General features: G+C 36.9%; 17 protein-coding genes. 5 read left to right on the forward strand and 12 right to left on the reverse strand.

The window, feature by feature from the left end; genetic code table 11:
* Window positions 1-3: 3 nt before the first annotated feature.
* Together ISP71_01795 and miaA are read left to right on the forward strand one after the other, a co-directional pair.
* Window positions 4-498 carry a hypothetical protein gene (locus ISP71_01795; GenBank protein ID MBL6662810.1) on the forward strand — a complete coding sequence of 165 codons (495 nt, stop codon included), beginning with the start codon at window positions 4-6 and terminating at the stop codon, window positions 496-498.
* On the forward strand, window positions 488-1,348 hold the full coding sequence (gene miaA, locus ISP71_01800) for a tRNA (adenosine(37)-N6)-dimethylallyltransferase MiaA (protein MBL6662811.1): 861 nt from the start codon (window positions 488-490) through the stop codon (window positions 1,346-1,348). Before ISP71_01795 ends, miaA begins: the two co-directional genes overlap by 11 nt.
* Here miaA and ISP71_01805 read toward each other — a convergent pair.
* The 9 genes from ISP71_01805 to ISP71_01845 all read right to left on the reverse strand — a co-directional run bounded on the left by ISP71_01805 (window position 1,342) and on the right by ISP71_01845 (window position 10,332).
* Complete coding sequence (locus ISP71_01805; protein ID MBL6662812.1) at window positions 1,342-2,889, reverse strand: gliding motility-associated C-terminal domain-containing protein; 1,548 nt, start codon at window positions 2,887-2,889, stop codon at window positions 1,342-1,344. The genes miaA and ISP71_01805 overlap by 7 nt on opposite strands.
* Window positions 2,890-2,912: 23 nt before the next feature.
* On the reverse strand, window positions 2,913-3,725 hold the full coding sequence (locus ISP71_01810; protein ID MBL6662813.1) for a hypothetical protein: 813 nt from the start codon (window positions 3,723-3,725) through the stop codon (window positions 2,913-2,915).
* The gene (locus tag ISP71_01815) at window positions 3,709-4,644 is read right to left on the reverse strand and encodes a ribonuclease Z (protein ID MBL6662814.1); all 936 of its coding nucleotides are present in this window, start codon (window positions 4,642-4,644) and stop codon (window positions 3,709-3,711) included. The genes ISP71_01810 and ISP71_01815 overlap by 17 nt, the downstream gene beginning before the upstream one ends.
* Window positions 4,644-5,468, reverse strand: coding sequence for a T9SS type A sorting domain-containing protein (locus ISP71_01820; GenBank protein ID MBL6662815.1), 825 nt, complete (start codon window positions 5,466-5,468; stop codon window positions 4,644-4,646). The genes ISP71_01815 and ISP71_01820 overlap by 1 nt, the downstream gene beginning before the upstream one ends.
* Window positions 5,469-5,474: 6 nt before the next feature.
* Window positions 5,475-5,789, reverse strand: a complete 315-nt coding sequence (locus ISP71_01825; protein MBL6662816.1) for a hypothetical protein — start codon at window positions 5,787-5,789, stop codon at window positions 5,475-5,477.
* A gap of 1 nt (window position 5,790) precedes the next feature.
* Window positions 5,791-6,720 carry an aspartate carbamoyltransferase catalytic subunit gene (locus ISP71_01830; protein MBL6662817.1) on the reverse strand — a complete coding sequence of 310 codons (930 nt, stop codon included), beginning with the start codon at window positions 6,718-6,720 and terminating at the stop codon, window positions 5,791-5,793.
* Window positions 6,717-7,250 (reverse strand): bifunctional pyr operon transcriptional regulator/uracil phosphoribosyltransferase PyrR, encoded by a 534-nt coding sequence (gene pyrR, locus ISP71_01835; protein ID MBL6662818.1) that lies wholly within the window; start codon window positions 7,248-7,250, stop codon window positions 6,717-6,719. Before pyrR ends, ISP71_01830 begins: the two co-directional genes overlap by 4 nt.
* Before the next feature lie 90 nt (window positions 7,251-7,340).
* Window positions 7,341-9,281 carry a 30S ribosomal protein S1 gene (gene rpsA, locus ISP71_01840; protein MBL6662819.1) on the reverse strand — a complete coding sequence of 647 codons (1,941 nt, stop codon included), beginning with the start codon at window positions 9,279-9,281 and terminating at the stop codon, window positions 7,341-7,343.
* Between the two features lie 262 nt (window positions 9,282-9,543).
* Window positions 9,544-10,332: a 4-(cytidine 5'-diphospho)-2-C-methyl-D-erythritol kinase gene (locus ISP71_01845; GenBank protein MBL6662820.1), complete on the reverse strand. Its 789-nt coding sequence runs from the start codon at window positions 10,330-10,332 to the stop codon at window positions 9,544-9,546.
* A gap of 102 nt (window positions 10,333-10,434) precedes the next feature.
* Here ISP71_01845 and ISP71_01850 point away from each other — a divergent pair, with 102 nt between their 5' ends.
* Genes ISP71_01850 through ISP71_01860 form a run of 3 tightly spaced genes read left to right on the forward strand, consistent with a single transcriptional unit; the run spans window position 10,435 to window position 14,128 of the window.
* On the forward strand, window positions 10,435-11,391 hold the full coding sequence (locus ISP71_01850) for an acetyl-CoA carboxylase carboxyltransferase subunit alpha (GenBank protein ID MBL6662821.1): 957 nt from the start codon (window positions 10,435-10,437) through the stop codon (window positions 11,389-11,391).
* Between the two features lie 2 nt (window positions 11,392-11,393).
* On the forward strand, window positions 11,394-12,869 hold the full coding sequence (gene dnaB / locus ISP71_01855; protein ID MBL6662822.1) for a replicative DNA helicase: 1,476 nt from the start codon (window positions 11,394-11,396) through the stop codon (window positions 12,867-12,869).
* 2 nt (window positions 12,870-12,871) lie between these two features.
* Window positions 12,872-14,128, forward strand: a complete 1,257-nt coding sequence (locus ISP71_01860; protein ID MBL6662823.1) for an asparagine synthetase B — start codon at window positions 12,872-12,874, stop codon at window positions 14,126-14,128.
* A 118-nt stretch (window positions 14,129-14,246) separates the two neighbouring features.
* Here the strand turns inward: ISP71_01860 and ISP71_01865 are convergent, their stop codons facing one another.
* From ISP71_01865 to ISP71_01875, 3 genes are all read right to left on the reverse strand, one after another.
* On the reverse strand, window positions 14,247-14,759 hold the full coding sequence (locus ISP71_01865; GenBank protein ID MBL6662824.1) for an ORF6N domain-containing protein: 513 nt from the start codon (window positions 14,757-14,759) through the stop codon (window positions 14,247-14,249).
* Between the two features lie 116 nt (window positions 14,760-14,875).
* Window positions 14,876-15,436, reverse strand: coding sequence for an ORF6N domain-containing protein (locus ISP71_01870; GenBank protein ID MBL6662825.1), 561 nt, complete (start codon window positions 15,434-15,436; stop codon window positions 14,876-14,878).
* A 4-nt stretch (window positions 15,437-15,440) separates the two neighbouring features.
* Window positions 15,441-22,557 (reverse strand): hypothetical protein (locus ISP71_01875; protein MBL6662826.1); only part of this gene is annotated, 7,117 nt, incomplete at its 5' end.

Consider the following 22,557-nt stretch of genomic DNA (forward strand, 5'->3'; position numbering starts at 1 on the left):
ATAATGACTGTAAAATTAAATGTTGTTCTTGATCACAACGACGATGTATTTAGAGAGATTCTCATCAACACAGAAAATACGCTAGAAGATTTACATAAAGTAATAGTATCTGCTTTTGCACTAAAGCCTGAAGAGATGGCTGCCTTTTATTTAACTAATGAAGAATGGGAACAAGGCGAGGAAATTCCACTCATCGCTATGGAGCCTAATTCTAGAGAAATGCAAAACATTAGTGTTAACGATATATTTCAAAATACAGAAAAACTGCTCTATGTTAATGACTTCCTAACGCTATGGCGATTCATGATTGAAGTTGAAGAAATTGACGAAACCAAAGAAGTTGAAGAAGCTGAAATCTTGCTATCATTTGGCAAGATGCCTGACCAAGCACCGTCAGTTCAGTTCATTTCTGATGAGGAAAGTTGGTCTGAAGACGAAGATGTTTATGACGATACGCTAGACGAATTTAATGAGTTCGAAAACTATGATGACTACTAAGAAACTCTTAGTAATTTATGGTCCTACGGCTGTTGGCAAGACTAGTCTAGCCATCCAATTAGCTTTACAGCACAATACCGAAATTATTTCGGCTGACTCAAGGCAATTCTTCAAAGAAATGAAAATAGGTACTGCGGTACCTGAACAAGAAGAATTAGATGCCGTAAATCATCATTTCATTCAACATAAAAGTATTCACGACAACTACAATGTAGGACTGTTCGAAAAAGAAGCTATATCTAAAATTGAACAACTTTTTAAACCTCATAACACTTTGATAATGGTAGGCGGTTCTGGATTGTATATTGATGCCGTTTGTAATGGCTTGGATACTTTTCCAGATATTGACGAAAATCTTAGAAAAGAGCTGAGACAAAAGTTTGAGGATTATGGTCTACAATGGCTACAAGATGAAGTAAAAAAAATCGACCCCATTTTTTATGCTAGTTCAGATGTGAATAACCATCAAAGACTACTTAGATGTTTGGAAGTATGTAAACAAAGTAGCCAAACATTCAGCAGTTTTAAGAACAAACAAAATAAGATACGACCATTTGAAGTTGAATACATTTCTATAAAAATGGATAGAGAAAAACTCTACCAAAGAATAAATGATAGAGTAGATTTAATGATGGAAAAAGGCTTGTTACAAGAAGTGGAAAGTTTGATTAAATTCCAAGATTTGAATGCACTAAAAACCGTGGGCTATTCCGAACTATTTCAATATTTAAATAATGACATCTCTCTAGATAGAGCCATAGAACTTATCAAACAAAACTCTAGAAGGTACGCTAAAAGACAAATGACTTGGCTTAAACGCTATCCCATCAACTGGCTAGAAAATCAATAAAAGACAGATACCGTACCTTTGATGTTATCGTGTCCATTTTTAAGAATTATCGAATAAAAATAAACGCCCTCTTTGACAAAGAAACCTGAGGAATTTTTTCCGTCCCAAGCCTGTTTGTAGCCTAAAGATTGATAAACCTTAGCACCCCACCTGTTGTAGATGATTACTTCTGTATTTTCGTATAAGAATGAAGGATTAACTACCCAAGTATCATTGATATTATCCCCATTTGGACTAAAAGCATTAAACAAACAACTGTCTAAAACAACAGGAACTTCAATTTCTTCAATCAATTGACAGCCGTTATTATCCGTAATAGTCAACTGATAAGTTTGGGGACTAAGACCGCTAATACTAGATGTTGTTTCATTAGTATTCCATAAATATTCGTAGGGAGAGGTTCCTCCACTTACGGAAGTTTCTAGGGAAGAAAAATCTTGGTCAAAACAGTCGATTTCTTCTATTAGATTAGATTCTATTTCATTGATAGTCAAATCAAATGAAGATGAACAATAAGCCTGATCAATAATAGTACAAGTATACGAGCCAGGACATAAGCCTCCCTCATAAACGGAATCCGTTTGATTGCCTTGAATATCTCCGTTCAAAGTCCAAGAATAACTGAATGGTCGAACTCCGCCAGATTCCACTTTCATTGTAGAGGTTTCCTGTTCTATAAAGCCATCTATTTCATCAATAGTAAACTCTAAAGTATCTAAACACATAGTATCTGCTGTGGCATCAAAGACAATGAGCTCATAATCCCCAGCACATAGTGCATAAGATACACAAGATTCGTTAGTAACAACGGTATCCTCATTAAGAACAAAACTTATTGGCAAAACGCCACCTTGAACACATACACGAAAAGAGTCTTCTTGTGAACTTGAAATGATATTTAAAGGGTCAGGGCCTTGTACTATTTCTATTGGATTATCACTCCCTACTGTAAATACACAGCCGTACGAGTCCTGTAAAGAAACAGAATAATAACCCGCATTTAAATCTTGTATGCTATAACTTGTATCGTTAGAATTTTGAAAATAAGTAGGCTCAAATTCTCCAAGTGCATTTACTTTACCTAAACTATAGGGTGCAGTTCCTCCACTAATGTTATTTATATAAATGTTTCCAAAGGGGATACAAGATTGTGGGTTGTCAGTAGTGTAATCAAAATACAAGGGTGTTGGGTCTTGAAAAGAGAAGGTATCTGAAAAAGTAATATTATTACTTAAAGAAACAACTGTCAACTCATAAAAACCTGCATAAATTAATGAATCTAATGCTAAAAAACCAGGTGATTGACTATTAATCGATGAATAATTGCCTTCTTCTAAAATTATACCATCTTTAATTAGTGTAACAGAGTAAGCAGTATCAACAGGATTGGTATTAATTGTAAAATAAGTAAATGAACCTTCGCATTTAAAGGTATTTGTACTTGGTACTAAGTTGTCCTGATTAAAAGTAAGTACCATTGTATTTTGAGCATATAAAAGCCCAAATGGAAGTATTGCTATTAATAAAACGAGCTTTTTCATATTCGACAAAGATAGTATTTTTATCATTGATTAGCTTTATGAAATAATGCCAAAGCTGCTATGGGTTTTTCTAGAATAGAAGTAACCGAAATATTAAAATTTTCACAACTTCTTTTTATCTCAGTATGAAAATAAAAAGCAACAGAACCACATAACGACAAGGATGTGATATTATGAGGCAATAAGCATACTTCAACCCATTCGTCAAAGCTTTGTTTAATCATTTGAGCTATTTGAGGGTGTGTTCTATTTCTAAACATTAGCTTAGCAAAAGATGCCAAGTAACGATTAGGAAAAGAATGAGAATATAAATCATTTAAAATTGTTGCTTTATCTAATCCTATTTTAAGAATTAAAGCCTTATCCAATTTATCGCCTAAATAAGCCTTTAATAAACGTTTCCCTAAAGCATTACCACTTCCTTCATCTCCAAGAATATACCCCATACTAGTAGAAAAAGGCAAAACAGTATCTCCATTATACATAGCCACATTAGAACCTGTTCCTAAAATACCTATTACCCCTTCGTTTTTTTGCAACAAGGAACGGGCAGCCGCCAATAAATCAGAATAAACCATAACATCAGCACAACTAAAAACAGATTGCAATACAGTATGCATCTTTTCAGATTTTTCGGAAGAACCACAACCAGCACCATAAAAATGAAGTACTGTAATCTTATCAAAAGGAACATCTAATTGTGATAATGTATCTCTAATAATATGCTCATCAACGATGTAGGGATTCAATCCTATACACTGATGCTGTGAAATACTTTCACCATCTAACAAACGCCATTCTGTTGTGCTACTACCACTATCAGCTATCAGAATCATATTCACGTTTTAATTCAAACTTTTCACCTTCTATAGCTAAATAGGTATCTGGAAAAACAGCTTGTGCCTCATCTAACAAGGGGCTTAAATCAAAATACCTTTGAGAATAATGACCTATAATGAGTTTGCCAACTTGAGCCTTAGAGGCAATAGTTGCTGCTTCTTTGGCTGTAGAGTGCATGGTTTGTCTTGCTCTTTCTTTCAATTCATCTAAAAAAGTCGCTTCGTGATAAAGCATATCTACACCTTTTATCTGTGGTATGATTGCTTCGTGATAGGAAGTGTCACTACAAAAAGCAAAAGAACGAGATAATTGAGCACCTCGCGTCAACTCTTTATGAGGAACTACGGTACCATCAGCAAGTAAGTAATCTCCTCCAGCTTTAATAGCAGGAACGGCCTCAAGAGGAATAGTGTATTCTTCTATTTTTTCTTTTCTCATTCGTCTAGGTTTAGTCTTTTCTTGAAATAGAAAACCACAACAGGGTAAAGAATGGGAAAGTGGAATAGTATGAACAGTTAGGTCGTTACTTTCCATTAACAATTCTGGTTCGTCAAAACCAAATTCATGAAAAAATAAAGGAAAACGTAATTCTGTTTTAGATGCCGCCAATTGAATATAAATTATTTCTTTAAGCTCAGCAGGAGCATAAATATTCAATTCTTTCTCACGACCTAATAAATGCATAGTAGAAATAAACCCTATTAGACCAAAGTAGTGATCCCCGTGAAGGTGAGAAATAAAAATATGTTGAATGCTTTGCATTCTTATTTTGTATTTCCTCAATTGTAGTTGAGTACCTTCACCACAGTCGATTAAAAAAAAACGCTCAGCTACGTTCAGCAACTGAGCGGTAGGTTTTCTATGGATTGTAGGGATAGCTGAATTACAGCCTAATATTGTTAATTCAAATGACATTAATTCTTATTGATTATCATTTTTTTAGTTATCATTCCCTGAGCGTTACTCAAAGTGTAAAAATAAATACCAGAAGATAAAGCCGAAGCATCAACATCTATTTTATTGCTACCGTAATTAGCATTTATTATTCTATGGTCTTGTACTTCACCTAATAAATTGACAACAGAAAAAAGGTATTCTCCTTCGCTAGTAGAGTTAAATTCTATGCTAGTTCTGTTAGAAAATGGATTGGGTGAGTTTTGAGATACAGAAAACGATACCTTATCATTTTCATTAATAGAAACCATTTCAGACTCAACAACTAATCTATATCCGTCAATGTTTTCATAGTCACCCAACTGCTCATACAAAGATACTGTTCCAATAACAGAGACATTAATCCAACCGTCAATGATTAAACTCAATTCATGAGTACCTAATTCATCTTCACCAGGTGTGCCAAATAAGGTTACACAAGCAATATCATTACCCATAAAAACAGAGTCTGAATTAGAAAGATAAGTGGACATTGAGGAGGGTAGTCCAGTAACACCAACTAATTTAATACTATCGATTTCTAGTGGTGCAATATTTACAGGAAAACCCAAAACATCAATTTCATAAGGGTCACCCATTACTTCACCAACTGTTGCTGGTGTTTTGATTTGTATGTGCTCTTCATAATAGGTGTCTAACTGTGCAATTGGTAGGTTTTGAATGGTATCAGGCCATAATCCAAAGGTTGAATCCTGCAAAGAGGCATCAGGCACACAAGGGCTTTGTTGTGCAAGGACAGTTAAACTTGATGTAAATAATAGTGTAATTAGTAAACTTTTCTTCATAATATACTAGATGTTAAGTGAGCGTTCAATATCTTCCATTTCAATAATGTCAAAAGCTTCTTGCAGTGTTGGCACTACTAAGAATTCATCGTGCAAAAATTGATTTGAAATCATAACGAACGAATTAGTTTGAACAAGATTTTTACCAAATGTAGTAAACTTTGTTAAATGTTCGGTATTTAGATTTGAAACTTCTGTGAGGTCTAATATAAGGTGTTTACAGTCTTGACTAAAAAGTGAGTTGATAAAAGTCATATCATCCTCAATCTCTGACAACTGAATTATCAAGCAGTTTTTCTGAATATGGTGACGGTATGACATCTTATTTTTTAATGCTATTGGCTAACAAATACAAAACAGCCATACGTATAGCTACACCATTTTCTACTTGGTGTAGAATAATGGCTTGTTTAGAATCTGCTACATCGGAAGTTATTTCTACACCTCTATTTATAGGACCAGGATGCATAACGGTAATGTGCTTAGATAGAGAGTCAAGACGTTCTTTATTCAATCCATACATCATACTATATTCCTTTAGAGATGGAAAGAACTTTGTGTCTTGACGTTCCAATTGAATACGTAACATATTAGCAACATCACACCATTCTAAAGCAGTCATTAAATCTGGTTCGTAAGCAACTCCCAATGACTCTATATACTTTGGCATAAGGGTTGAAGGGCCACATACTTTAACTTCAGCACCTAACATTTTTAGACAAAATATGTTTGACAATGCTACACGAGAGTGAAGAATGTCCCCAACAATAACCACTTTTTTACCGTTTACATCACCGTACTTTTCTCGTATAGAATAAGCATCTAAAAGTGCTTGAGTAGGATGTTCATGAGCACCATCTCCAGCATTGACTATTGGCACATCTATATGATTAGCTAAGAAGGTAGAAGCACCTGCATCAGGGTGACGCATAACTATCATATCTACTTTCATGGCTAAAATATTATTAACAGTATCAATTAGCGTTTCTCCTTTTTTAACCGATGACGATGCAGCCGAAAAATTAAGTGTATCTGCTGATAGACGTTTTTCGGCTAACTCAAAAGACAATCTTGTTCGTGTAGAATTTTCAAAAAACAAATTAGCAATAGTGATATCTCGTAAAGATGGAACCTTTCGTATTGGTCGATTGATAACTTCTTTGAAATTATCTGCAGTTTTGAAAATAAGGTCTATATCTTCTTTTTGAAGATTTTTAATTCCTAAAAGATGTTTGACACTTAAAGTACTCATTCACTTTTTAAAATTACACGTTCGTTATCTCCCCATTCCACAGATACCCTTTCGTCAGCAACTACATCAATTGTACACCCTACATAATCGGGTTGTATGGGTACATGACGACTCAATCGTCTATCGATAAGTACTAGCAATTCGATGGATAAAGGACGTCCATAATCCAATAAAGCGTCTAAAGATGCTCTAACAGAACGACCAGTATATAATACATCATCTATCACCACAACCTTCTTACCTTCCAAAGAAACATCTAAAAAGGTACTACTAGCAACAAGGGGACCTTCTCTCCTTCTGAAGTCATCTCTGTAGAAAGTGATATCGAGACTACCTATTTGCAGTTCAAACTTAGAATTTATGGACTCTAAACAGGTTTTGATACGCTGACAAAGCTGTACGCCCCTAGGTTGGAGTCCAATCAAAATAGTGTTAGAAAAATCGTCATGATTTTCAACCAACTGTTGACATAATCGGTTGATTATGATTTGAATTTGTTGGTTATCGAGTATGCTTTTGGGCTTGCTCATTTCAAAAAGCAAATATAAATTATTTATTCATTCTATGGCATAAAAAAAGACCCTATGAAAATAGGGCCTTTCTTAATAATTATAGGAAGATTACTTCTTCTTTTTAGTAGTATCTTTTTCCATGCTCTCTTTTAAAGCTATTAGCTCGTCCATATCTCCTAGAGTACTTTTCTGTTGAGATTGCTGAACTTTAACGACGTTTTTCTTCGTATTTTTAGCTTCTTCCATCTTTACTTCTTTGAAAATCACAGTATGTGAAACAATGATTTTCTGAGAATCTTTGTGGAATTCAAGTACACGGAAGGTCAGTTTTTCACCTACTGCTACCTTAGAGTCATCTTCTTTAGCAAGGTGTCTTTTAGGAGCAAATGCCTCAACGCCGTGAGTAAGGATAATGCTAGCACCATTTTTAGTGATATCTTTCACTTCACCTTCGTGCTCAGAACCTTCGTTGAATACACTCTCGTATCCATCCCATGGATTGTCAGACAATTGTTTTACACCAAGACTTAACTTTCTTGCTTCTAAGTCCAATTCAAGAACTTGAGCTTCGATAACTTCACCAACCTTAGTAAAGTCTGACGGATGCTTAATTTTCTTTTCCCAAGATAAATCTGAGATATGGATTAGACCGTCAACACCTTCTTCTAACTCTACGAAAATACCGAAGTTAGTGAAGTTTCTTACTGTTACTTTTTGAGTACTTCCTGTTGGGAATTTCTTAGCGATTTCTGCCCAAGGGTCTGGTTGTAACTGCTTCATTCCAAGAGACATTTTTCTTTCCTCTCTATCAAGAGTCAATACTTGTGCCTCTATCTCTTGTCCTACTTTCAAGAAGTCACTAGCACTTCTTAGGTGAGTAGACCACGACATTTCTGAAACGTGAACCAAGGCTTCAATACCCGTTTGTACTTCAACAAAAGCACCGTAATCAGCAACAACAACAACTTTACCTTTGATTTTGTCACCAACAGCAACTTTTTCGTCAAGAGCATCCCAAGGGTGAGCTGCTAATTGCTTTAACCCTAACTGAATTCTTTTCTTGTCGTCATCAAATTCAAGGATAACAACGTTAATTCTAGAATCTAGCTCTACGATTTCATCTGGGTGATTTACTCTACCCCATGATAAATCCGTAATATGGATTAATCCGTCTATACCTCCTAAGTCAACAAACACACCATAAGAAGTAATGTTTTTAACCATTCCTTCTAGTACTTGTCCAACTTCAAGTTTAGACATGATTTCTTTCTTTTGCTCTTCTAAGTCAGCTTCTATAAGTGCTTTGTGAGATACAACTACGTTACGGAATTCGTGGTTAATCTTAACTACTTTAAATTCCATTTTCTTACCAACGTACTCATCGTAATCACGTATTGGCTTAATGTCAATTTGAGAACCTGGCAAGAAGGCTTCAAGTCCTAAGACCTCAACAATCATACCACCTTTAGTTCTGCACTTAATAAATCCTTCAAGGATTACATCATTATCGTGTGCCTCGTTTACTCTTTCCCAAGAACGTAATACACGAGCTTTTTTGTGAGATAGTATTAACTGACCTTTCTTATCTTCTTTTTTCTCTACAAGAACCTCAACAGTATCACCAACTTTTAAATCTTCGTTGTATCTGAATTCGTTTCTTGAGATGATACCGTCAGACTTGTAGTTAATGTTTACGATAACTTCTCTATCTGTAATAGAAACTACAGAACCATCAAGTACTTGCTCTGAATCAATCGTACTTAGTGCTGTTTCGTAATCTTTTTCAAGTTCTTTTCTAACGTCATCAGTATATTCTACATTACCCATTTCGTAGATTTCCCAATCGAAATCTTTATCTTCTTCTGGGCTTGTCATTCTCTCAACTTTTGCTGGAGCTTTTTCTTCAGAAACAGGAGTTTCCTCTTCTGCTTGTGCTTCAGCTTCTTCTACTTGTGGAGTTTCATCAGCGACTGTTTCAGCTACTTCTTCTACTGCTGTTGTTTCAGTTACTTCTTCTACTTTTGGAGTTTCTTCAACTACTTCTTCCATAACCTTTTTAGCAGTTGTTTTTTTGGTAGTCGTTTTTTTGGCTACTGGTTTTTTTTCTTCTGACATAATGTATGTCCAATTTGTATTTCACATTTCAGCTAGAGGTAATGCGAACTTTATGTGAAAGATTATTTAACTTAAAAAATACCTTTTTTACCTCTTCTAGTCGCAAAAGGGCTGCAAATGTATAAAAATTATAATGAAATAACACCTTTTTGACATAAGATAGGCTTCTCGAGAAAAAAAATCAGCATTTAAGAGGCTATAATACTTGATGAAAAAGTTGGTAATTGTCAAATTCCAATTGAGGCTTTTCAGAGAAGATACCATAAATAGACGAACCACTACCACTCATTGAGGCATACAAAGCACCTGCTTGAATTAGTGATTTTTTTATATCCAACAACTCGGGGTATTGCGGAAATATACTATCCTCAAAGTCATTTTTCAGCCTCCATTTTTCAATAGGTAATTTTATTTCTTCTTCAAGAGATAATGTAGGTGTTTGAGGCACAATAGCAGAAAAGGCTTGTGCTGTAGAAACAAAAACATCTGGCTTAACAACTAACAGATGATAATTAGACAAATCTAAGTCTGTAGGATTTAAAAGCTCCCCTATCCCATTAGCTAAAGAGGGTGTATTGTCAATAAAGAAAGGACAATCAGCACCTAACTGAGCTGCCATTTTCTTAAGCTCATCTTTTTCTAAACCCAACTCAAAAATGGTATTCAATGCCATTAGAGTAAAAGCAGCATCAGAAGAACCTCCACCAAGACCAGCGCCGATAGGAATATTTTTATGTAAATGGATAGAAACTGGAGCAATATCATAGTGACTTTTCATAAGCTCATAAGCCCTCAAACACAAATTGTCTTGACCTGGAATAGACAGTCCTGTACTCTCAAAACTTAATTGCTTTGAAGGTATGATTTCCAAGATATCACGCCACGATATAGGATAGAAAATGCTTTCTAAATTATGATAGCCATCAGCCCTTTTAGAAGTGATGTTTAGACCTATATTTATTTTAGCATTAGGAAAAAATAGCACTGTTAATAAATTTAATTGTCAAAATACAAATGTAATCACATAAATTTTTCTAAACTTGAATTTCCTTTTTATTTATTAAAAATTACTAAATAGACTAGAGTAATGACTGAGATTGAATACTTGGATTTTGAAAAACCAATTGAAGATTTAATGCTTAATCTTCAACAAGCTGAACAATTAGGTAGAGAAGGAATAGAGGTAAAACAGACTATTTCGGATTTAAAGAAAAAATTAGAAGCTAAAAAGAACGAAATATATTCTAACCTATCGGCATGGCAAAGGGTACAACTTTCTCGTCATCCACAACGCCCTTACACACTAGAGTATATAGAAGAAATTGCTGACGATTTTATCGAACTTCATGGCGATAGAACGGTGAAAGACGACAAAGCTATGATTGGTGGCTGGGCAAAAATCGATGGTAAAGTATTTATGCTGATAGGTCAGCAAAAAGGAAAAAATACCAAAATGCGTCAGCTCAGAAATTTTGGCATGGCCAATCCTGAAGGTTATAGAAAAGCCCTTCGATTGATGAAAATGGCTGAAAAATTTAATCGTCCTATAGTTACATTTATTGACACCCCAGGGGCATACCCAGGCTTAGAAGCTGAGGAAAGAGGACAAGGAGAAGCCATAGCTAGAAATCTCATAGAGATGATTCAACTCAAAGTTCCCGTTATTTGCATCATCATTGGCGAAGGTGCTTCTGGCGGTGCACTAGGAATTGGTATTGGCGATAGAGTGTTAATGTTAGAAAATACGTGGTATTCCGTTATTTCTCCCGAGTCTTGCTCTTCCATTTTGTGGAGAAGCTGGGATCATAAAGAAAAAGCTGCTAATGCCTTAAAATTAACCGCCCACGATATGCTAAAAAATGGACTTATAGATGGCATAATAGATGAGCCAACTGGTGGCGCACATAGAAATGTTCATTATATGTACGATAGCATCAAAAAGAATATTTTAGACATCACCAAAGAATTAGAGTCTAAGAGTCCTGAAAATAGAATACAAGAAAGAATAGAAAAGTTCGGAAGTATGGGAGCGTTTAAGGAGTAAATATGCAGGAGAATAAGAAAAATAAAAAAAACAATATCAAGCCAATGGTCAGCAAGTCCATTGACGGCAAACTACCACCACAGGCATTAGATTTAGAGGAAGCGGTTTTGGGAGCATTAATGATAGATAACGATGCCCTATCCAACGCTATAGAATTACTTAAGCCTGAGAGTTTTTATAAATACCAACATCAGAAGATATTTTCTGCTATTGAAGATTTATTCAATTCAGCCAAAAAGGTCGATATACTAACCATCGTTGAAGAACTCAAAAAAAAGGGCGAACTCAAAGAAATTGGTGGTCCTTCTTTCGTTACTAAACTAACCGAACGTATCGCCTCCGCTGCCAATATTGAAACACACGCTAGAATTATTGCTCAAAAATTTATACAACGTGAGCTAATTCGTATTTCTAGCCAAACCATAAAAGATGCCTATGACGATACTTCTGACGTTTTTGATTTACTAAATGCTGCCGAGCAAGGTTTGTACGAAATTTCAGAGGGTAATATTCGTAAGAACTACGATAAAATGAGTACCCTTATTCTTCAAGCCCTAAATCAAATTGAGGAAATAAAAAATAAAGAAGACGGCTTAAGCGGTGTTCCTTCTGGCTTCTCTGAATTGGATAGAGTTACTTCGGGTTGGCAAAAATCAGATTTAGTCATTCTAGCTGCTCGTCCAGGTATGGGAAAAACTGCTTTCGTATTATCGATGGCACGAAATACTGCCGTTAAATTTAATATACCAGTGGCTGTATTCTCATTAGAGATGTCATCTGTTCAGCTAGTCAATAGACTTATTGCCAGTGAATCTGGTATTCCTGCTCAAAAATTAAGAAAAGGAAATCTAGAAGATCACGAATGGATACAATTGAACCAACAAATTACTCAACTTTCAGAAGCTCCTTTATTTATTGATGATACACCCGCCCTTACCATTTTTGAACTTAGGGCAAAATGCAGAAGACTAGTCAAAAATCACGGTGTTCAGCTAGTGGTCATTGACTACTTACAACTGATGCACGCTGGTAACTCCAATAAGAGCGGCAACAGAGAGCAAGAAATTAGTACCATATCTCGTTCACTAAAAAGTATTGCTAAAGAATTGAATGTGCCTATCATAGCCCTATCACAATTGAGTAGAGCGGTTGAAACTCGTGGTGGTGACAAACGCCCTATGCTGTCTGACCTTAGGGAATCTGGTGCTATTGAGCAAGATGCCGATATTGTATGCTTCATCTACCGTCCCGAGTATTACGGTTTTACGGAATGGCCAGACACCACACCTGGACAAGACCCCGATTGCCAAGGACAAGGGGAAATTATTGTAGCCAAACACCGTAACGGCTCACTAGAAAACATCAAACTTCGATTCATTCCTCAACTGGCAAAATTCACTGACCTAGACTCCTTTGGCTTTAAAGGTGATGATGTGCTACCTTCGAGTATGAACGACGATAATGTAGCGCCTTTCTAAAAATGAAAAAGCATCTCGTTTTAATTCTTACGCTTTGCTTTCAACTCAATGCTTGGGCGTCCTACCTACTTATACCTATGGACGATACACAGACTAACCACCTCAAAGCGTATGGCATTGCCTACTGGGTGTTAGAAAATCAGCAAGAAGTGGATTGGCTACTCAATTACAGAGGGGGGAGTTTTTTGATAAAAAACCAATCACTGATAGAAAAGGAGTGTAAAATAAGAGGTGTTTCTTATCAAATTATTGCCGATGTACAATCTACCCAAATACTAAGGGAAATATCTAGTCCAGAAGTCAATCAAGATGTGGTAAAACTAGAAAAAGTACCCAAAATTGCCGTTTACTCACCCAAAAGCAAATTGCCTTGGGACGATGCCGTAACACTTGCACTGTCTTATGCCGAAATCCCTTACGACTTGGTATATGACGAAGAAGTGATTGGCGGCTCTCTCCCTCTTTACGACTGGTTGCACTTGCACCATGAAGACTTTACTGGTCAGTACGGAAAATTTTATGCGGCCTATAAAAATGCCGAATGGTACAGAAAACAAAAACAAGATTTTGAGCGTTCTGCTCAAAAAATGGGCTTTCAAAAAGTTTCTCAAGCCAAATTAGAAGTTGCACTAAAAATTCGTGAGTTTACTGCTGGTGGTGGTTTTCTCTTTGCCATGTGCTCAGCTACCGATACTTACGATATCGCTTTGGCGGCTAAAGATGTAGATATATGCGAATACATGTTTGATGGCGATGGTGCTGACCCCCAAGCCCAAGAAAAACTGAATTACGACAACACCTTTGCTTTTAAAGATTTTTCTCTAGTTAATAATCCTAATAAATATGAGTACTCTAGCATAGATGCTACAGGAACTAGAAACTTAAACCAATCTTTGGATTTCTTTACTTTATTCGAATTTTCTGCTAAATGGGACCCTGTACCAACGATGTTGTGCCAAAACCACGAGCAAGTTATTAAAGGTTTTATGGGGCAAACTACTGCTTTCAAAAAGGAATACATCAAGTCTGATGTGCTGATAATGGGCGAAACCTCCTCAGTCAATGAAGCGAGGTATATCCACGGTAAATTTGGTAATGGTACTTGGACATTTTACGGTGGTCACGACCCTGAAGACTATCAACATAAAGTTGGTGACCCAAAGACTGAACTAGAATTACACCCTAATTCACCGGGTTATAGACTTATTTTAAACAACGTCTTATTCCCTGCTGCTAAAAAGAAAAAGCAGAAGACTTGATTAGTTTTACTAATGCTCTTAAGCTTTACACTTACTTAGATTGTACCGACATCCTCTAAACTCTTCAGCGTAGCCGAATCATACTTCGTAGTCGTAATAAGTGAAGTGCCTATGCAAATCAATCAATATCAAAACCTATCCTTTTTCTATTCTTTTGTTTGTCTGTTTTTATCTTCTCAGAAATTAAATAATCTAGTGCTTGAAAAACATCCTCAAAGCGAGAATCCGTAGTGTCTTCTAAATTTTTAATTTTATCTAATAAAGCGTCATAATTTATTCCCTGTTTACGCATAGCTACAAAGGTTCGCATTATAGAGATGTTTACCTTAATGGCTTTTGTAGAACGTAAAACTGAACTCAACATAGCTACACCTTGCTCAGTAAAAGCATAGGGAGCTCTTCTTCGACCTCCGTGTTGCTTAGTTGATATCACATTTTGTGATATCAAGTGTTGAACTTCTTCTTGACTCAATTGAAACATAAAATCTTCAGGGAAACGCTCTAAATTACGCTTAACTGCTTGATTGAGAACTCGTGTTTCAACTTCATACAAATTGGATAAATGAAAGTCCAATAATACTTTTGTATTTCTAAGATTTACAATAAGGAATTTATAATTCTGTATTTCCATTTTTATTGCAAACTAGGCTCTTCACTCACTTGGATTGTACTGACAACTTCTAGACTCTTCAGCAGAGTCGAGTCATACCAGAGTATAACCTTTAGTATTTTAATATCTATTCTTGTTTAAGCTTGTTTTTCTATTTCGTTTTCTTTCTTTCGTTTAGTGGTGTGTTTGAGTTTTAAAACCGCAAAATTCAATTCAATAGTCGTTTCTGACTCTAAGGTTTGTAAACTTTCGTCCATAAGCTCTGCCATAAGTTCCCCGCTTTTCTTTAGTAAACTATTCTTTTTTTCTTCTGTAGCTGAACTAATTGATGTCACCATTTGCTGTAAAGCTCTTAGCTTGGCAAAGGTTTCGATGATTAGAAATGTAGCCTGAGTGGCCTGTTTACTTTTCAAAATCGTTGCCAACATATACAGACCCTTTTCAGTAAAGGCTTTGGGTGGCACTCTTGTTTTTGAATAATTTGCGGTCGAAAATTTCGACCGCAAATTGTTCCATTCACTTTCAGATAATACAATGATATAATCTGAAGGAAACTTATCGATATTATTTTTCACTGCTTCATTAATGCGTTTGGTTTCTACACCAAAGAGATGTGCTACATCACGGTCTATCAGCACTTTTTGCTGATTAATATCGATGAGTTTTTCTTGAATATGTAAAATAGATGTCTTTTCCATTTTTCTAATCAATAATAAACCAACCACTTGAAGTAGCTACTAAAGTCATAGACTGGTAGCCTATGTTTAGAGTACGTGTTGCTTGACCATCAATAGTACTAGATGTTGGCGATAAAGTAATGTTATTACCTGCTGCCGAAGTACGCTTAATTTTCAATTCATAACCTTCAGGGAATTCTCCCGCACCAGTACCAATAGCTGGTATAGTAACGGTCATGTTAGCACCCGGAGTGACGAGTAAAACATCGGTATCGCTATTCACAGAACCAGAAGACGTTAGCGTTTGAATAGTATGAGTAGCCGAACCTTGTGCTACTTTCTTCAGAACACCTGTGGCGTCCACAACAACAACTGAATCGGTAGCAGCACCTAAGGGTAAACTTCTTACTCGAGCACCACCATCTACATCCAATCGCTGACTAGGTACAATATTAGCACCAATTCCAAAATTACCTGCTCCAGTGAGTACAGCAGAAGTCTGTTGAGTACTTCCATCGGTATTGGTCCAGAATTTTATAGCCCCATTAGTACCACTAGCCGCTGAACCTGCTACTAAGTCTAATACGCCAGTATTGGCAGTAGCATTGTTTCCGTGTAAGTCTATACTCGCTCCTTTACTATCGTTATAACTTTCGTCATCACCAGCCGTGATTCTCAATCGAGAATGGGTCGTCCCATCTATTCCTAATACTGCTGAAGAAGAAATACCGGGAATAGCAAAAGCACCAGGGTTGGCAAATAATAAACGCTGATCGCCTGACTTAAATCTTGCTGCCTCTACATTATTAGTTTTGAAGACTAAGTCTTGAGCATCTGTAGTTCCTACAAAATTAGTTCCTGCTGTTGTACCTGCATTACCACCTAATTCCCAACTACCTGAACTTAAATCAGATAAAGCTACTGCATTACCATCTTCGATACGTAAACTGTCACCATCTATACTAATAGTCTGGTCGTCACTACCAACCGAGGAAGAACTTACTTTTTTCAATAAACCGTCACTATCTACAACTACTATTTCATCTGTGGAAGCACCAGCATCCATTGCTGTAATTTTGGCATTACCCTCCACATGTAATTTGGTATCTGGAGAATCCGTACCCACACCAAAATTATTCTCAGAAACATCCGCAAAAATTAAGGTTGAAGTAGCAGTTGTAAATGTCTGACCAACTATCTCAAACTCACAAGCATTGAAAATATCATCGCCTCTAGAAGTGTTAGCCCCATTAGGGAAAATATAACGCACTTCATCAGCTACAATATTAGGTACTACCGCAGTAGTCCAAGCCGATGGGCCAGAAGCTGCCGCTATGGTAGAACTGGTATAAACTAAAGTACCCCCATTGTATAACCTAAACTCACCACCTCCAGTTCGTAAATTCCAAGTACCTGTACCAGACGATTGAGCTTGAATACGGACTGAAGTAATGTAATAGCTCGTTCCGAAAGTATAGCCAAAGCCCCAATCTTGACCAGCTGTAGTACGATCGGAATGAAAAGACCATATCCCAGTCTCAGTAGCATTATTGAACAAGGAAGCATTACTACCATAAGCTGTACCATCTACCCCAATTGCAGCATTATAATACGCAAAGTTTGCATTGTTAAAAGCCTCGTAGTTAGTTACAATCTCTTGAACAGTACCAGTAGGTGTAACATCCTCACCAACAACTTGAACATCACCAGCTCTACGAGCCAAATTAGTAGTATCCTCACCATCAACTGCCCAAGCATCACCATCGGCATCTTTTAATGGGCTCAAATCTAAGGTCTGATTGGCTACACCATCATCTTCTAAAGAAATATTCAACATAGTATCGCCTACTAAAGTCAGTACATCTATAGTCTGATCATCAGTACCTAAAGAAGATAAAGCTACTGCATTACCATCTTCAATACGTAAACTGTCTCCATCAATATAAATAGTTTGGTCGTCTGTGCCTGTACCATCTTGTAAAGAAGATAAATCTACCGTATTCGGTGCTACACCATCGTTTTCTAAAGATAAATTCAAAGTAGTGCCAGAAAGTGTAAAGGCATCAACTGTTTGGTCATCAGTACCCGTTCCATCTTGTAAGGGAGATAAATCTACAGTGTTACCACCTTCAATAGTTAGGTTTGTTCCAGCAAAAGTTAATTGTTGGTCGTCTGTTCCTGTACCATCTTGTAAAGACGATAAATCTACCGTACTTGGTGCAACACCATCACTCGATAAAGATAAACTCAATGTTGTGCCAGAAAGAGCAAAAGCGTCAACGGTTTGTATCTCATTGGTCACATCGCCGTCCACTTCGTTAGTTGTAATAGTAGATAAATCCACATTACCACCGTCCGTCAAGTAAAGAGTATTGCCAATAAGCGATAAATCTTGGGTATCCGTACCTGTACCATCTTGTAAAGAAGATAAATCCACTGAACTCGGTAAGACATTATCATTTTCTAAAGAAATACTCAAAGTTGTTCCTGACAAACTAAAGGCATCTACGGTTTGTATCTCGTTAGTCACATCGCCATCCACTTCTGTTGTAATAGTTGCTAAATCTACGGTATTACCATCTTCAATAGTCAAGTTTGTTCCAATCAAAGTTAATTGTTGGTTATCTGTTCCTGTGCCATCTTGTAAAGAAGATAAATCCACTGAACTCGGTAAGACATTATCATTTTCTAAAGAAATACTCAAAGTTGTTCCTGACAAACTGAAGGCATCTACGGTTTGTATCTCGTTAGTCACATCGCCATCCACTTCAGTTGCTAATGAAGATAAGTCAATAGTTTCTGAAGTACCACCTTCAATACCTATGGTTAAATTCGTACCTGACAAGAAAGAACCACTGATATTTTGATCGTCAGTACCAGTACCGTCTTGTAAAGCGGTTAATGCTATACTTTTTGTGCCTCCTGCATCAATAATGTTCAGATTACCACCACTGACATTAAATCCAGTGTTTAACTCATTCATAGTATCGCCATCTATCTCATTTGTGGTAATAGTCGATAAGTCCACATTACCTCCATCCGTTAGGTAAAGGGTATTGCCAATAAGCGATAAATCTTGGGTATCCGTACCTGTACCGTCTTGTAAAGACGATAAATCTACTGTACTTGGTGCTACACCATCGTCCTCTAATGAAATACTCAAAGTTGTTCCTGATAAACTGAAAGCATCTACGGTTTGTATCTCGTTTAAGGTATCGCCATCCACTTCTGTTGTAATAGTTGCTAAATCTACGGTATTACCATCTTCAATAGTCAAGTTTGTTCCAATCAAAGTTAATTGTTGGTCGTCTGTACCTATTCCATCTTGTAAAGACGATAAATCTACTGTACTTGGTGCAACACCATCACTCGATAAAGATAAATTCAAAGTTGTTCCCGATAAAGCAAAAGCATCTACCGTTTGTATCTCGTTAGTCACATCGCCATCCACTTCTGTCGTTAAAGTTGCTAAATCTACGGTATTACCATCTTCAATAGTCAAGTTTGTTCCAATCAAAGTTAATTGTTGGTCGTCTGTTCCTGTACCATCTTGTAAAGACGATAAATCTACTGTACTTGGTGCAACACCATCGCCTTCTAAAGATAAACTTAATGTTGTGCCAGAAAGAGCAAAAGCGTCAACGGTTTGTATCTCATTGGTCACATCGCCATCGACTTCTGTTGTAATAGTTGCTAAATCTACAGTGTTACCATCTTCAATAGTCAAGTTTGTTCCAATCAAAGTTAATTGTTGGTCGTCTGTACCTGTTCCATCTTGTAAAGACGATAAATCTACCGTATTTGGTGCTACACCATCGCCTTCTAAAGATAAACTTAATGTTGTGCCAGAAAGAGCAAAAGCATCTACCGTTTGATCGTCCGTCCCTGTGCCATCTTGTAAAGATGAAAGGTCAACTGTGTTTCCGTCTTCAATGGATAAGTCTGTACCTAAGAGCGTTAACTGTTGGTTGTCTGTACCTGTACCATCTTGTAAAGACGATAAATCTACCGTACTTGGTGCAATACCATCATTCTCTAAAGAAATACTTAAAGTTGTACCAGATAAATTAAAGACATCAACGGTTTGTATCTCATTGGTCACATCGCCATCAATCTCATTTGTGGTTATCGTTGATAAATCGACATTACCCCCATCGGTTAGGTAAAGGGTATTACCAATAAGTGATAAATCCTGTGTATCCGTACCTGTACCATCTTGCAAAGACGACAAATCTACTGTACTTGGCGCTACACCATCACTCGATAAAGATATATTCAAAGTCGTTCCAGATAAAGCGAAAGCATCAACGGTTTGTATCTCATTGGTCACATCGCCATCGACTTCTGTTGTAATAGTTGCTAAATCTATGGTATTACCATCTTCAATAGTCAAGTTTGTTCCAATCAAAGTTAATTGTTGGTTGTCCGTACCTGTTCCATCTTGTAAAGAGGATAAATCTACCGTATTTGGTACTACACCATCGCCTTCTAAAGATAAACTTAATGTTGTGCCAGAAAGAGCAAAAGCATCTACCGTCTGGTCATCCGTCCCTGTACCATCTTGTAAAGATGAAAGGTCAACTGTGTTTCCATCTTCAATAGTAAGGTTTGTTCCAGCAAAAGTTAATTGTTGGTCGTCTGTTCCTGTACCATCTTGTAAAGACGATAAATCTACTGTACTTGGTGCTACACCATCACTCGATAAAGATATATTCAAAGTCGTTCCAGATAAAGCAAAAGCATCAACGGTTTGTATCTCATTGGTCACATCCCCATCCACTTCGTTAGTCGTAATTGTTGATAAATCCACATTACCGCCATCTGTTAAGTAAAGCGTATTGCCAATAAGTGATAAATCTTGAGTATCCGTTCCTGTACCATCTTGTAAAGACGATAAATCTACCGTATTAGGTGCTACACCATCGCCTTCTATAGATAAACTTAATGTTGTGCCAGAAAGAGCAAAAGCATCTACCGTCTGGTCATCCGTGCCCGTGCCGTCTTGCAAAGATGAAAGGTCAACTGTGTTTCCATCTTCAATAGAAAGGTTAGTCCCTTCTAATGTCAACTGTTGGTCATCTGTACCTGTACCATCTTGTAAAGACGATAAATCTAAGGTGCTTGGTGTTTGGTCGTCATTTTCTAAAGATAAATAAAGTGTAGAGCCCACCAAAGATAATTGGTCTATGGTTTGTATCTCGTTTAGTGTATCGCCGTCCACCTCATTAGTTGTCACAGTCGATAAATCCACATTACCCCCATCGGTTAGGTAAAGGATATTGCCTATAAGTGATAAATCTTGTGTATCCGTACCTGTACCATCTTGCAGTGCTGCTAGATTTACACTGTGCGAAGTCGCTTTTTCAGAAAGTGAAATTTCTAAAGTGGTACCTGTCAGATTCAGGACATCAATATCTTGTATTTCGTTTAAGGTGTCACCATCTACTTCAGCACTATTTAAAGCTGTTAAATCAACAGTATCTGACAAACCACCTTCAATTCCTATAATCAACTGATTTCCAAATAAATAAGAGCCACTGATATTTTGGTCATCTGTACCTGTACCATCCTGTAAAGATGATAATGCTACACTTTTTGTACCTCCCGCGTCTGTAATATTCAAATTGCCACTTGCTACATAAAAGCCAGTGTTTAACTCGTTCATAGTATCGCCGTCAATCTCGGTTGCCGAAATAGTAGATAAATCTACCGAACCTCCATCTTCTAGTGTTAGTGTATTGCCAGAAAGAGATAATAATTGATCATCTGTACCTGTTCCATCTTGTAAAACACTTAAATCCAGTTGCTTTGGTGCTTCACCATCATTTTCTAATGATAAGAATACTGTGTTTCCAGATAAAGAGAACATATCTATAGTTTGTAGCTCGTTAGCTGTATCGCCATCAACCTCAGAAATAGCCAAAGGCGATAAGACTACCGAATTACCATTACTTAAAGTTAGCGTATCGTTCACCAAACTCAAGGTTTGTAACTCATTAAGCGTATCTTCAAGGTATGGGGATAAATCTACTGCTCCACCATCGGTCAAGAATAAGCTATCGTTAGCAATACTTAAACTTTGTATCTCATTAGTAGAGTCACCATCACTTTCTGTTATGATTAAAGAAGTTGAAGCAATTTGCTTGATATATCCGTTAGGATCTAGCATCATAACACTATCCGAAGTAGAAGCTACAGGTGCGTCGTCTATTCTAACATTACCAGCAATATGTAATTTGGCTTGAGGACTAGCTGTTCCTACACCTATATTTCCAGCATTTTCTAAATGTAAAATGCTATCTGTAGCATCAGATTTGAAGGATAAATCCATACCCTCAGTAAATTCTATTTCATAAGCACCATCTGTACTAGGCACAAAAGATGAATTCGTACCAGCCGAATTAGAGAATACTAATTTTGTTGGGTCAAGTACACCCTGAACGTCCACATCACCAGCAAAGGTAGCTACCTTACCTGCCGTAGTGGTATTCTGTCCAACTGCAAGATTACCCATATAATACATATCTCCAGTATTAGTAGTATGACCTTCTGTTGTACCTACCGTATTCCATGGTTCGTTGACAATACTATCTAATGGTACACCAAATGAACCACCAGCATCGGTAATGAATAAACTGTCGTTGATTATCTCAAAAGCCGTGTTCCACTCGTTGGTAGAGTCTTGGTCATTATCACTAGCCATAATACTATCTAGTGGCACACCAAATGAACCTCCAGCATCGGTAATGAATAAACTGTCATTGATTATCTCAAAAGCCGTGTTCCACTCATTGGTAGAGTCTTGGTCGTTATCACTAGCCATAATGCTATCTAATGGCACACCAAACGAACCGCCAGCATCAGTAATGAATAAACTGTCATTGATTATCTCAAAAGCCGTGTTCCACTCATTGGTAGAGTCTTGGTCATTATCACTAGCCATAATGCTATCTAATGGTACACCAAATGAACCACCGGCATCAGTAATGAATAAACTATCATTGATTATCTCAAAAGCCGTGTTCCACTCATTGGTAGAGTCTTGGTCTAAATCTGAACTAATCGCACCTAAGTAAACGTCATTACCATCGCTCAAATACAAAGTATCGTTGCTGATAGACAAGAACTGAATCTCGTTAGTA

The organism is Flavobacteriales bacterium, assembly GCA_016779995.1.
Taxonomy (GTDB): Bacteria; Bacteroidota; Bacteroidia; order Flavobacteriales; family UBA7312; genus UBA8444.